This window comes from Nocardia pseudovaccinii NBRC 100343, assembly GCF_001613225.1.
In the GTDB taxonomy this organism is placed as follows: Bacteria; Actinomycetota; Actinomycetes; order Mycobacteriales; family Mycobacteriaceae; genus Nocardia; species Nocardia pseudovaccinii.
Window position 1 is genome coordinate 13,359 of record NZ_BDBY01000255.1, and the last position, 12,167, is coordinate 25,525.

The window sequence follows — 12,167 nt, forward strand, 5'->3', positions numbered from 1 at the left end:
CAGTTCCCTCATCAGATGGCGTCATCGTTGCACTGCAACCCCTAGGTACTCGAACCACCTACAGTTGGTAAAGGGGAAGTAATAGACAAAACGGATATGAGCCCTGGTCAGGTGCGGTCGGACGTAGTCCGCCGCTGGTCTCTTGCGGTTGGCCGAGTGCAGGCGAGGCTACCGCTTTGCTCGACCGGAGGTATCGCCGAGGGCGAGCCATCGCTTCGCATAGGCTGGACGACGTGAGTGACGCAACGCCACCGAAGGGTGAACCCGCACAGCAAACCGCTGGCGTCGGCGCGCGGCTGGCCCGCAATCTGGCGCTGTACACGCTCGCCAGGCTGGCGCTGGTCGTTGTCATCGCCGCCGCGATCATCGGCGTCGCCCGGCTCGTCTCGGTGGATGTCCCGTGGTTGGTCGCCGCGCTGTTCGCGTTGATCATCGCGATGCCGCTGTCGCTGACGCTGTTCAAGAAATTGCGCGCTCGGGTCAACGAGGACATCGCGGTCGTCGATGCGAAGCGTCGCCAGGACAAGGCGCAGCTGCGCGCCCGGCTGCGTGGTGACGACGACCCGACCGGTGCGGCCTCGTGAAGTACTGCGATCGCAGTACGCCACGAGCCTGGGTCGACAATGCCGTGCGGCTTATCGAGGCCGACACCCAGCGCAGCGCCGACACCCATCTGATCCGGTACCCGCTGTCCGCCGCCTGGCAGGTCCAGCTGTATCTGAAGGACGAGTCGACCCACATCACCGGCAGCCTCAAGCACCGGCTGGCGCGGTCGCTGTTCCTGTACGCGATCTGCAACGGCTGGGTCACCGAGGGCACCACGGTGGTCGAGGCGTCATCCGGTTCGACCGCGGTCAGCGAGGCGTATTTCGCCAAATTGCTCGGCCTGGATTTCGTCGCGGTGATGCCCGCGAGCACCTCGCCGCAGAAGATCGAGTTGATCGAAGCCCAGGGCGGCCGTTGTCATTTCGTGCAGCGTGCACCGGATATGTACACCGAGGCGGCGCGGCTGGCCGCCGAATGCGGCGGCCACTTCATGGATCAGTTCACCCACGCCGAGCGGGCCACCGACTGGCGTGGCAATAACAACATCGCCGAATCCATCTTCCAGCAAATGGAATTGGAGGCGCATCCGGTGCCGGACTGGATCGTGGTCGGTGCGGGCACCGGCGGCACCAGCGCCACTATCGGCCGCTATATCCGCTACCACCGCTACCCATCGAAACTGGCCGTGGTCGACCCGGAGAACTCCGCATTCTACGGCGGCTACGAAACCGCCGATGCCGGATATCAGACCGGAATGCCTTCGCGCATAGAGGGAATCGGCCGACCGCGGGTCGAGCCGTCGTTCATCGGTCAGGTGGTGGATCGGATGATCGAGGTGCCCGACGTCGCATCGATCGCCACCGCCCGGCTCGCGAGCCGGGTAATCGGCCGCCGCGTGGGCGGTTCCACTGGAACGAATCTGTGGGGTGCGTTCGCGCTCATCGCCGAAATGATCTCCGCCGGACGTTCGGGCAGTGTCGTCACGCTGCTTTGTGACGGCGGAGATCGTTATGCCGGAACGTATTTCGATGACTCCTGGGTCCAGGCGCAGGGCATGAACCTCACCGAACCCGCCGCGATCCTGGAGAAGTTCGCCGCGACCGGAATCTGGTCCGGCTAGCACGCGATATCGCAACCCCGGCCGCAGCGCCGGGGTTTCTTTTTGTGGCGAACCTCGTCAATTTTCGTTGACAACACCGGAGTTCGTCAATAAAAATTGACGACATGACTGAAGCAACCACACTGGCGGCCGCCGCGGGCAGTCCGGACCCCAAGGTCGGGCTGCGCGCGGTGCTCGCACTGCGTCGGCTGCTCGAACGGCTGGAGGCGATCCAGGTGACCAATGCCCGCGAAAAGGGCTGGTCCTGGCAGGCGATCGCGGAGGCGCTCGAGGTCAGCAAGCAGGCGGTCCACCAGAAATACAACCGGAGAGGCGGGAACCGCTGATGTTCGAACGGTTCAGCAGGTCGGCGCGGACGGCGATCGTCATCGCTCAGGAAGACGCGCGCGAACTGCGCGCACCCAAGATCGAGGTGGAGCATGTCCTGCTCGGCCTGTTGGCGCAGGGCGAGCCGGAATTGAAGACACTGCTCGAGGAGGCGGGGGTCACCCACCGAGCGGTGCTGAAATCCCTCGGTCGAGAGGCCAAAGGTCAGCCGCTCGGTACGGAGGACGCCGAGGCGCTGCGTTCGATCGGCATCGATCTGGATGCGGTGCGCGAGAGCCTGGAGGCCAGCTTCGGCGAGGATGCGCTGGAGCGGGCCGTGCCCGAGGAGCGGTCCCGATTCGGCCACGGTCGCGATCGGAACTGGGGTCACCACATCCCGTTTACCAGGGATGCCAAGAAGGTGTTGGAGCTGGGACTGCGGGAAGCGCTCGCCCGTAAGGACAGGTCTATCGAATCCGGGCATCTGCTGCTCGGGATTCTGCGCGCGCCCAATGCGACCACCACCCGCATCCTGGGCGGTTCGGAAGCGATCGATGCGCTCCGGCCGAAGGTGCACGCGCTACTCGACCGTGCCGCGTGAGGGGTCGGGCATGTGCGCGCCGCTCGATTCACGTTTTGTGGCAGCACATGCCCGCCGGTCGGGCCTAGCATTGGCGCATGCAGCTTCTGATTCGGTTGATCATCAACGCGGTGGCCATCTGGCTGGCCGCCGCTTGGGTCGACAAGATCGAAATTCTCAGTCCCGCGGACAAGGGCAATGGCGGCAAGGTCATTGTCATCCTGGTCGTCGCAGTGGTCTTCACCGTGGTGAACGCGGTGATCAAACCGATTGTGAAACTTCTATCGCTACCGCTGGTCATCGTGACCCTCGGCCTGTTCCTGCTGGTGATCAACGCGCTGATGCTCTGGATCACGGCGAAGATCAGCGAAACCACCGACTACGGCCTGCGCGTCGACGGCTTCTGGGCCGCCGTATGGGGCGGCATCATCGTCGCGGTGGTCAACTGGGTCCTCGGCATCCTGGTCCCGGACGGCGACGACTAAAAGCTGCGGCGCGGGCGACCGTCCTGGTCGCCCGCGCGCTACTAACCGGCGATACCCAGCGCCAACGCGGTGACCGCCGACCACGCCAACAGCGCCAATCCCGAATCGCGGAGCGCTGGAATCAGTTCCAGCCCACCCTTACCGGAGCGCACCGGTGCATTGGCGCGCACCGCCAACGGCACGGCGACCAGTCCGACCAGCGCCCACGGCGTGCGGACGACCAGCAGCAGCGTCGCGATGAACGGCACGGCGAGCAGCGCCAAGTGCAGCGTCCGGGTCCGCGGATCACCGAGTTTGACCGCGAGCGTGACCTTTCCGGATTCGGTATCGGTCGGGATATCGCGCAGGTTATTGGCGACCAGCACCGCGCTGGAGAACGCCCCGACCCCGATCGCCAGCACCAGGCCCGCCCATTCGATCCGCTCGGCCTGCACGAATTCGGTGCCGAGCACCCCGATCAGACCGAAGAAGACGAAGACCGCGAGCTCACCGAACCCGCTGTAGCCGTAGGGCTTGCTGCCGCCGGTGTAGAACCAGGCACCGGCCAGGCAGGCCAGGCCGACCAGCAACAACCACCACGCCGTCGCGATGACGAGCACCAGCCCGAAGACCGCGCCGATGGCCAGGCTGATGATCGCGGCATTCTTGACCGCGGTGGGCGAGGCGAGCTTCTGCCCGACCAGCCGCAGCGGACCGACCCGCACGTCATCGGTGCCGCGGATGCCGTCGGAGTAGTCGTTGGCGTAATTCACCCCGATGATCAGGGCCAGCGAAACCAGCAGCGCGAGAACCGCTTTCCACCACACCGCGCCATCGATGGAGGCGGCGGCGCCGGTTCCGGCGAGGACAGGGGCGATCGCGTTCGGCAGGGTACGGGGCCGTGCGCCCTCGATCCATTGCGCTGCAGTAGCCATGTTCGCAGCCTAATGCGCGGCCGCGGTTCGGTCCGCTCGGGCGGTTCAGTCGGCTTCGGCGGCGGTCTTCAGTCGGTCCAGGCCCTTTTCGAAGTCCCTGCCGATCATATTGTCGATCGGGAACACCTTCCCGAGCACGCCCATCAGGCCCTTGTGCTCGCCTCTCATCCGCCAGACCACCTCGGTGCGGGGTTCTTCTCCCTCGAGGGCCGAGACCGGGTTCAGCTCGAAGGTCGTCTTATTGGTGGCCTTGAACGGCTTCTCGAAGGCCAGCCGGATACCGATTTCCCGGTCGTCGCTGGAGGTGATCTCCATGCTGCCGCGACCGGCCTTGCGGTTGCCGTCCCAGGTGTACTGGGCGCCGACTCCGGCGTCCGGCCCGGAGTACTTCCGCTGCAGTTGCGGATCGACGTCCTCCCATGGCGACCACTTGGTCCACTCGTGGAAGTTATCGATCAGCGCATGAATGCGCGCGGGCTCGGCCGTGATGACAGCCTGCCGAACGATTTCGAACTCAGCCATGCGCACAGCGTAGGCGACCTACCGGTCCGAACAGGGGCGAAAAACCATGTCAGCTTGGCAGGCAGTATTCGATTGCGGCACTCCCGGGTCCCTCCGTGGTCACGCTGCGCTACCGCCTCCGGGCCCGTCGCTCGCGCCGGGGCTCGCATACGATAACCACGGAATGTTTCCCGATCAGAGCGGCCCGAACGGCCGAAGTCAAACCCTGACGACGCCCGCAGGCGAATCGGTCGTAGTGGCCCTGCTGGGCGAAATCGCGCTACGCCGAGACGGCACGCTCGCCGCGCTGCCCGGGGCACGGTCGCGACTGCTGCTCGCCGCGCTGGCCCTGCGTCCCGGCCGCAGCCGCAGTGCCCAGGCGCTGATCGATGAGGTGTGGGGTGAGCAGCCGCCGCGCGCGCCGATGAACGCGCTGCACACCCAGGTGTCGCGACTGCGCGCGGCGCTGCCGGATGCGGCGCTGGAGATCGGTCCGGCGGGCTACCGTCTCACGCTGACCGCCGATCAGGTCGATTTGACCCTCGCGGACGACCTGGTGCGCGCGGCCCGCGCCAAACAGGCCGACGGCGACCACGCCGGATGTCTAGAGGTGCTGACGCAGGCCAGATCGCTCTGGCGCGGCGAGCCCGGTGCCGACCTACCCGCGGGCGACCTCGCTGACGAGCTGCGCGCCGCGGCCGCACACCGCTGGTCCGAACTGGAGGCGATCGAGGTCGCCGCCCGGGTCGCCGGGGGTGATCTCGACGGTGCGGTGGCGATCACCCGCCGCACCGCGGCAGCCAAACCGCTCGACGAGGCCGCGCACGCCACCTTGATGCGTTTGCTCGCCGCAGCCGGTCGGCCCAACGAAGCCCTCGATGTCTTCGCATCGATCCGTGGGCGACTTGTCGAAGAACTCGGCGCGGATCCGGGTCCGGCGCTGGTCGAGCTGAATACGGTGATCCTGCGGGGTGATCCGGTGCCCGGATTCGCTTCGCGGACCGATCATGGTGGGGTCGTGCCGAAGCCGATGCCTGCCGTGAATTCGGTCACACCAGCTGATCGGACGGTAGCGGCCGCGGTAGCGGATTCGGCCGCACAGGATTCCGCAGGGCGGGATGCGACGGCACTGGATTCGATTGGACGAGTTTCGGATTCGGCCGCTGCCGTGCCGCCGAGTGCCCGCTCCGCGATCGGCCTGCGCGCGGCTCCCAATGCCCTGCTCGGACGCGCCGCTGATCTGGACGCGCTCGAGCAACTGCTGCACCGCTCCCGGGTGACCACCGTCCTCGGCCCAGGCGGCACCGGAAAGACCAGGGTGGCCAACGAATTGGGCGCACGGGTCGCGCACAGCGAATCCGTGGTGCTGGTCGAGTTGGCCTCGGTGCGGGCCGATACGGCCGCCGACGCCGATTCGCGCGCCGATATCGAGGCCGCGATCAGCACCACGCTCGGTCTCGGCGAGATCGTCCGGGAGACGGCGTGGCGGCGCTCCACCGGCTACAGCGATGCCGGTCGCCGACTGCGCGATGCGCTCGCCGCCCGCCCGACGCTCTTGATCTTGGACAACTGCGAGCACCTGATCGACGCGGTCGCCGAAGTGGTCGCCGACCTAGTCGGCAGCTGCGACCAGCTCAGTGTCCTCACCACCAGCAGAGCGCCGCTGGCGATCACCGCGGAAACGGTTTATCCGCTGGCGCCCTTGGCGATCGACGCGGCCGGATCGCCCGCCACCGAACTGTTCATGGCCAGAGCGCGTGCGGTGCGGCCGACCGTCCGGCTGGATCCCGAGGTGGTGGCCCGGCTGTGCACCACACTCGACGGGCTGCCGCTGGCCATCGAACTCGCGGCCGCCCGGGTGCGGACCATGAGCGTCGAGGAAATCGAAACCCGCCTGGAACACCGATTCGCGTTGCTGCGCAGCGGAGATCGCTCCTCGCCGGAACGCCATCGCACCTTGCACGCGGTGATCGCATGGAGCTGGAATCTGCTCGAAGAGCCGCAACAGATCGCCTTGCGTAGGTTGTGCCGCTTCCCGGCCGGGTTCACCCTCGATGCGGCCGAAGTGGTGGCGGGCGGCCCAGATGTCGACGATGTGGCCACGGCCGTGGACGGGCTGGTCGGCCAGTCGCTGCTGACCGTCCTGGACGACGATGAGGGCCTGATCGGCACCCGCTACCGGATGCTGGAAACCGTGCGCGAATTCGGAGAGGAACAGCTCGCGCTGACCGGATCCGATGCGGCGGCGGGCATTTCGGGAGCGGTCGACGAGCGTCCCGTGGTGATGGATCGCATGTCGCGCTGGGCCCGTGACTATTCGATCGCCACGGTGCACCGTTATCTGTCCGACGAGCAGGTGGCCACCGTGCTCTCGGTCGGCGCGGAACTCGACAACCTGGTCGCGGTGCTGCGATATGCGTTGGAGCGCAGGGACGCCCGCACGGTGTACCGGGTCTTCCCGGTCGCCGGCACGCTATGGGTGATGCGTGGCGCGCATATGGAGCTGAGCGGTTGGGCGCGCCGGATTCTGACCCTGCCGCCCGAACCCGGTCCGGTGCGCGGTCCGGTCGCCGATCTGCAGATGCTCGCGCACCTGCAGATCGGCATGCACGTCGTGTTCCTCGGTGCCGACCCGCGTGAGGTGGCGACCACGCGGGCCAGGATCCGTCGATTGCTCAGCACCGCAATCGATCTCAATGGTGGAGCGCGCTTTCTCGGCGCGATGGCCTGCGGAAATGCCTCGGGCTCGGACACGCCGAGGCAGTTCGCGGACGGTGCCCGGTCGCCGGACCCCGTGGTGCGCGGCGCGGCGGTGTTCATGCGCGCGAATATCCGGGAGAACGCTGGCGATGTCTACGGCTCCACCCGGGACGCGCAGGCTGCCTTACAGCTGATCGAGGGCCGCGATGTCTGGGGCACGGCGATGGTCACCCAGCACCTCGGGCAGCTCGCCGGACAGACGGCGCACTATGCCGATGCGGTGGAGTACTACCGCCGCGCGGCGGAACTGTTGCGGGAGTTGCGCGCCCACGAAGAAGCCGTCGAAATGTCCAGTTATCTCGCGGTGTCGTTGATCGGCGCGGGCCGGCTCGACGAGGCGCGGCGGGAGTTGGGCTTCGCGCTCGGCGCCGCGGATGGCGATCCGGCACACGGTACGCCGATCGATGACCCACATATCCGACGTAACCACCGCCTCGCGCCGGTCGTCGTCGGAATGGCGGAACTCGAACTGGCCGAAGGCGATATCGACGCCGGGCTGCACTATTACCGGCGGGCGCTGGACCTGCACGGCTGGCCCGATGACGCCCCGATGGTCGGCCCGGGCATTCTGGTGACCGCGAGCGGGGCCGTTGACGCGTACGTGCTGCACGGACGGGCGGCGGAGGCCGCCGACATCGCGTGGACACTGCTGCGCCTCGCGGCCGGTCGACTCGGGCAGTTCCCCGACCTGCCGCAGATCGGCGCGGTCGGCAACGCCGTCGGAACATTCTGTCTCGCGGTCGGACGCGATTCGGAGATCGGCTTGGAGTTGCTCTCGCTGTCTACCAAAGTGCTGGGGCGACAGGATAGTCCGTCGGCCGAATTGCGGCGGCACGCGGCACTGCACCGAACAACGGTGGGGGACGAGCGCTTCGACGAAGCACTGACCCGCGCCGCAGGCATGCGTCGGCGGCAAGCGGCGGACAGAATCCTCGAACTCCTGCAGGAACTGTCCTGCGACAACGAAAATCGCGGTGGGTGACGCACCCACCGCGATTTCTGTGCATCATGCCCGGCGCATGTACGCCTTGATGCTCAGCGGCGCGAAGATCGCGATCACGATCACCGAGCCGATCAGCGACCAGGCCAGATCGCTGCCGTAGACATTGCCGTTCATCAGTGCTCGGGCCGCATTCACCATGTAGTACACGGGATTCACGTGATTGAGCCCCTGCATCCAGCCCGGCATGGTGCTCACCTGAGCGAACGCGCCGGACATGAAGGTCAGCGGGAACATCACCATCATCGAAATGCCCTGCACGCCTGCGGCACTCTTACCGGTGACGCCGACCAGCGCCCAGATCCAGCTCACCGCGAACGAGCAGACCACGATGACCAGACCGGCCACCACGACACCGGCCACACCGCCCTCGGGCCGGTAGCCGATGGCCAGACCGACCACGATGGTCAGCGTCGTCGCCAGTGCGTAGCGCACCATATCGGCGATCAACGCACCCGCCAGCACCGAAATGCGGGCGATGGGCAGGGATTTGAACCGGTCGAAGACGCCCTTGTCCATATCCTCGCGCAACTGGGTGCCGGTGACGACCGAGGTCAGGATCACGGTCTGCACCAGAATGCCGGGAATCAGGACCGGCAGATAGTTCGACACGCTCCCGCCGATCGCCCCGCCGAAGATGTAGGCGAACAGCGCGGTGAACAGGATCGGCTGAATCGTCACATCGAACAGCTGCTCGGGATTGTGCTTGATTTTCAGGATGCCCCGGTAGGCCATGGTGAGCGAGGTCGACACGGTCTGTTGCAGGCTGATCTTATTGCTGACCTCGGGAATCGAAGTCGGTGCCGCATGCCGCGCTGCGGTGCTCTCGGCGGTGATGGTTGTCATGCCGCGCTCCGTTCGGAATCGTTGTCGTCGGCCGGGTGGCCGGTGATGGTGAGGAAGACCTCGTCGAGGCTGGGTTTGGTGACGGTGATCTCGTCGATCGCGATCTCCCACTCGCGCAGGCGAATCAGCAGATCGGCGGTCATGCCCGCGTCCGCGAGCGGCGCGGTGAGCCGACCGGCCTCCGGCGTGATCTGGGCGTCGACGCCGAGGAAGTCACCGACAACCCGGCGTGCCTCCTCGAGCTGGGCCCGGTCGACCAGGGTCAGATGCAGTGAGGAGCCGCCGACCGAGGCCTTGAGTTCGTCAGCGGTGCCGTCGGCGATCACCTTGCCGTGGTCGATGACGGCGATCCGGTCCGCCAGCTGATCGGCCTCGTCCAGGTACTGCGTGGTGAGCAGTACCGTCGCGCCCTCGCGGACCAGGCGGCGGATGGTCTCCCACATCTGGGCGCGGGTGCGCGGATCGAGGCCGGTCGTCGGCTCGTCCAGGAACAGCAGCGGCGGTGTCGCGATCAGGCTGGCGGCCAGATCGAGACGGCGTCGCATACCGCCGGAGAAGTTCTTCAGCGGCTTGTTCGCCGCCTCGGTGAGGTCGAACTCCTCCAGCAGTTCGACCGACTTGCGCCTGGCATCGATCTTGCTGAGGCCGAGCAGGCGGGAGAAGATGATCAGATTTTCGGTGGCCGTCAGGTCCTCGTCGACCGAGGCGTACTGCCCCGTGACGCCGACCAGCGACCGGACCGCCGTCGGTTCCGCGACGACGTCATGGCCGAAGATACGGGCGCTGCCGCCGTCCGGGCGCAACAGGGTGGCCAACATGCGGATGGTCGTGGTCTTGCCCGCGCCGTTCGGGCCGAGCACGCCGTAGACCGAGCCCTGCGGAACCGCCAGGCTCACACCGTCGACGGCGCGCTGTTCCCCGAACACCTTGACCAGACTGTCCGCCTCGACGGCGAGCGCTGAAGTGGGTGTGTAAGAAGTCATGCACAAGACTTTGGGGCCGCCGTCTTGCACGGCCCTTGCATAACAATGTCGTGCGACCTTGCACCACGATCGAGTGCTCATGCACCGCTAGTTCAACGCGGCAACGTAACAACTGATTTCGGGAGAACATGGGTAACTCGTCGGGTACGGGCTGACTCGGTAACGACGTCATCGCCGGTCGCCGACGTAACTGCGGTGGCACCTGACTCTGGCGCCTAAATACGCGGGGAGGCGGACAAGCGCTCGCGGAGTTTTACGCGGTCGGGTTTGCCGGGGCCGCGCAGCGGAAGCTCATCCAGCAGCGCCAGCTCGCGCGGTGCGGCGATGGAATCGAGTTCGCGCACGACGTGATCGCGCAGTTCCTCGAGGGTCGGGGTGGCGCCGGGGGCGGGGACCACCGCGACCGCGACCCGCTGGCCGAGCCTATCGTCGGGCAGACCGAGCACCACGCATTCGCTGATGCCCGGATGGGTGATCAGCACGGCCTCGACGACCTGCGGGATGACGAGCAGTCCGCCGGTCATGATGGCCTCGTCGAGCCGTCCGCTGATCCTGAGCACGCCGTCCTCGTAGGTGCCCGCGTCTTCGGTGCGGAACCAGCCGGGTTCGGCGAACGCGGGATGGTCGGGCTGGCCGCGGTAGCCGATGGCGATCATCGCGCCGCCGAGCAGCACGCGACCGTCCTCGATGCGAATCTCGGTGCCGTCGAGCGGAACTCCGTCGTACACACAGCCGCCGCAGGTTTCGCTCATGCCATAGGTGCGAACGACGTTGATACCGGCCGCTTTCGCGCGTTCGTAGACCGGCGCGGGCGTGGCCGCCCCGCCGACGAGCACGCCGTCCAACTCGGCAAGTGCTGCCGCCGCGGTGGGCGCCTCCAGTGCCTTGATGAGCTGGGTCGGCACCAGCGCGGTGTAGCGGCGCTCACCGCGCATACCGGAAATCGCGCCGGCCAGCGCCTCGGGGAGGAAGCCGCCGGAAACGTCGAGCACGCTGGGTTCGGTACCGGCCAGAATGCTGCGCAGCAGCACCTGAATGCCCGCGATGTGATGGGTCGGCAGGGCAAGCAGCCAGGTGCCGGGACCACCGAGTCGATCGTGTGTCGCGGTCCCGCTGGCCCGCAGTGCGGCGGAGCTGAGCATGGCGCCTTTCGGCACACCGGTGCTGCCGGAGGTGGTCACGACCAGTGCCGCCTCGTCATCGATCAGTTCGCCGGGCGAGAGTGCATCGCTCAGTCGCCGGGCCTCCCGGCGGTCGCTGGTCGGTATCGGCAACCACGCGGGGCCGTTGCCCTCCAACACTTCTCGCAGATGCGGTATGACATCGCCGAGCCCGGATCCGGTCGGCATCGGCAGCGTTCGCAGGGTGCGGCTCATGATGTCGCCCCCGTCGTGCGCGACCGCACCTCGCTGGTGCTCGGCGCCGTCGTGCGCAGGCGCGCTGTGTTCATGGTTCGCTCGCTGCGCTCCCTCACGAGTCTGATCGTGTCATGTCGACACGACCGCACGCGGCAGGGGTCGGTTTGCTGGGGCGGCGCGCTGGGGGTTCGGCCGCGTCAGGGGAGAAGAAGTCGGGTACGCCGGACATCGAGACTGCGATTCACTCGGAGGACGGTACTCAGTCGGTGCTCACCCGGACGTCGGCGGTCGGGCGGTCATCCGTGGTTATCGTCCTCGCCGGGGTCGGCATTGGCAACTCGAGCCGGACCGGCCGCGCCGCCGCTGCCGGTGTGATCAGTCCGGTGACCAGCGCGAATCCCGCCGGATCGGATGCTCGGCGGGAACTTCGACCACAACGATCGGCACGCCGTCCGGATCGTGCACCCACATTTCGATCAGTCCCCACGGCTCGCGCACCGGCTCGCGCTGGATGCGGATCCCTTTCAGCGCCAGCTCCGCCGCCGCATCCGAAATGTCGCGAACCTGCAGCCACAGCGCACCTTCGAAGGTGGTCGATTTGCCCGATCCGCCGTGCGCGGCCACCTCGACCAGCGACTGTCCAGCGAAGAAAACCGTGCCGCCCGGATACTCGCGCGCGATGGCCAAGCCGAGTCCGTCGCGGTAGAACGCAAGGGTTGCCTGGTAGTCGGCGGGCCGCAGGATGACCCGGCTGCTGAGGATGTCCAT

12 protein-coding genes are annotated in these 12,167 nt (G+C 67.0%); 6 read left to right on the plus strand and 6 right to left on the minus strand.

Annotated elements, in window-relative coordinates:
• Window positions 1–233 precede the first annotated feature (233 nt).
• From NP3_RS31765 to NP3_RS31785, 5 genes are all read left to right on the plus strand, one after another.
• Window positions 234–584: a DUF4229 domain-containing protein gene (locus tag NP3_RS31765; protein ID WP_063045384.1), complete on the plus strand. Its 351-nt coding sequence runs from the start codon at window positions 234–236 to the stop codon at window positions 582–584.
• Entirely contained in the window at window positions 581–1,666 is a 1,086-nt protein-coding gene (gene cds1, locus NP3_RS31770; protein WP_063045386.1) for an L-cysteine desulfhydrase Cds1, read from the plus strand. Before NP3_RS31765 ends, cds1 begins: the two co-directional genes overlap by 4 nt.
• Before the next feature lie 104 nt (window positions 1,667–1,770).
• Window positions 1,771–1,992 (plus strand): hypothetical protein, encoded by a 222-nt coding sequence (locus tag NP3_RS31775; protein ID WP_063045388.1) that lies wholly within the window; start codon window positions 1,771–1,773, stop codon window positions 1,990–1,992.
• Entirely contained in the window at window positions 1,992–2,573 is a 582-nt protein-coding gene (locus NP3_RS31780; protein WP_063045390.1) for a Clp protease N-terminal domain-containing protein, read from the plus strand. Before NP3_RS31775 ends, NP3_RS31780 begins: the two co-directional genes overlap by 1 nt.
• A gap of 77 nt (window positions 2,574–2,650) precedes the next feature.
• Window positions 2,651–3,037 carry a phage holin family protein gene (locus tag NP3_RS31785; protein WP_063045392.1) on the plus strand — a complete coding sequence of 129 codons (387 nt, stop codon included), beginning with the start codon at window positions 2,651–2,653 and terminating at the stop codon, window positions 3,035–3,037.
• 41 nt (window positions 3,038–3,078) lie between these two features.
• Here NP3_RS31785 and NP3_RS31790 read toward each other — a convergent pair whose 3' ends face one another.
• Together NP3_RS31790 and NP3_RS31795 are read right to left on the minus strand one after the other, a co-directional pair.
• Window positions 3,079–3,951, minus strand: a complete 873-nt coding sequence (locus tag NP3_RS31790; RefSeq protein ID WP_063045394.1) for a 1,4-dihydroxy-2-naphthoate polyprenyltransferase — start codon at window positions 3,949–3,951, stop codon at window positions 3,079–3,081.
• A 45-nt stretch (window positions 3,952–3,996) separates the two neighbouring features.
• The gene (locus NP3_RS31795; protein WP_063045396.1) at window positions 3,997–4,473 is read right to left on the minus strand and encodes an SRPBCC family protein; all 477 of its coding nucleotides are present in this window, start codon (window positions 4,471–4,473) and stop codon (window positions 3,997–3,999) included.
• 163 nt (window positions 4,474–4,636) lie between these two features.
• Between NP3_RS31795 and NP3_RS31800 the strand changes: the two genes are divergently transcribed.
• A complete protein-coding gene (locus NP3_RS31800; protein ID WP_063045398.1) occupies window positions 4,637–8,194 on the plus strand; it encodes an AfsR/SARP family transcriptional regulator in 3,558 nt (1,185 codons plus the stop codon).
• A 24-nt stretch (window positions 8,195–8,218) separates the two neighbouring features.
• Here the strand turns inward: NP3_RS31800 and NP3_RS31805 are convergent, their stop codons facing one another.
• From NP3_RS31805 to NP3_RS31820, 4 genes are all read right to left on the minus strand, one after another.
• Window positions 8,219–9,058, minus strand: a complete 840-nt coding sequence (locus tag NP3_RS31805; RefSeq protein ID WP_084509259.1) for an ABC transporter permease — start codon at window positions 9,056–9,058, stop codon at window positions 8,219–8,221.
• On the minus strand, window positions 9,055–10,041 hold the full coding sequence (locus NP3_RS31810) for an ATP-binding cassette domain-containing protein (protein ID WP_063045400.1): 987 nt from the start codon (window positions 10,039–10,041) through the stop codon (window positions 9,055–9,057). Before NP3_RS31810 ends, NP3_RS31805 begins: the two co-directional genes overlap by 4 nt.
• A 215-nt stretch (window positions 10,042–10,256) precedes the next feature.
• Complete coding sequence (gene menE / locus NP3_RS31815; protein WP_063045402.1) at window positions 10,257–11,417, minus strand: o-succinylbenzoate--CoA ligase; 1,161 nt, start codon at window positions 11,415–11,417, stop codon at window positions 10,257–10,259.
• Between the two features lie 357 nt (window positions 11,418–11,774).
• The gene (locus NP3_RS31820) at window positions 11,775–12,167 is read right to left on the minus strand and encodes a VOC family protein (RefSeq protein WP_063045404.1); all 393 of its coding nucleotides are present in this window, start codon (window positions 12,165–12,167) and stop codon (window positions 11,775–11,777) included.

Bases quoted from the DNA above. Each gene is read 5' to 3' on its own strand.
- NP3_RS31800 (WP_063045398.1), top strand. From the start codon at position 4,637: ATGTTTCCCGATCAGAGCGGCCCGAACGGCCGAAGTCAAACCCTGACG.
- NP3_RS31820 (WP_063045404.1), bottom strand. From the start codon at position 12,167: ATGGACATCCTCAGCAGCCGGGTCATCCTGCGGCCCGCCGACTACCAG.
- NP3_RS31810 (WP_063045400.1), bottom strand. From the start codon at position 10,041: ATGACTTCTTACACACCCACTTCAGCGCTCGCCGTCGAGGCGGACAGT.
- NP3_RS31795 (WP_063045396.1), bottom strand. From the start codon at position 4,473: ATGGCTGAGTTCGAAATCGTTCGGCAGGCTGTCATCACGGCCGAGCCC.
- menE (WP_063045402.1), bottom strand. From the start codon at position 11,417: ATGAGCCGCACCCTGCGAACGCTGCCGATGCCGACCGGATCCGGGCTC.
- NP3_RS31805 (WP_084509259.1), bottom strand. From the start codon at position 9,058: ATGACAACCATCACCGCCGAGAGCACCGCAGCGCGGCATGCGGCACCG.
- NP3_RS31785 (WP_063045392.1), top strand. From the start codon at position 2,651: ATGCAGCTTCTGATTCGGTTGATCATCAACGCGGTGGCCATCTGGCTG.
- NP3_RS31790 (WP_063045394.1), bottom strand. From the start codon at position 3,951: ATGGCTACTGCAGCGCAATGGATCGAGGGCGCACGGCCCCGTACCCTG.
- NP3_RS31775 (WP_063045388.1), top strand. From the start codon at position 1,771: ATGACTGAAGCAACCACACTGGCGGCCGCCGCGGGCAGTCCGGACCCC.
- NP3_RS31780 (WP_063045390.1), top strand. From the start codon at position 1,992: ATGTTCGAACGGTTCAGCAGGTCGGCGCGGACGGCGATCGTCATCGCT.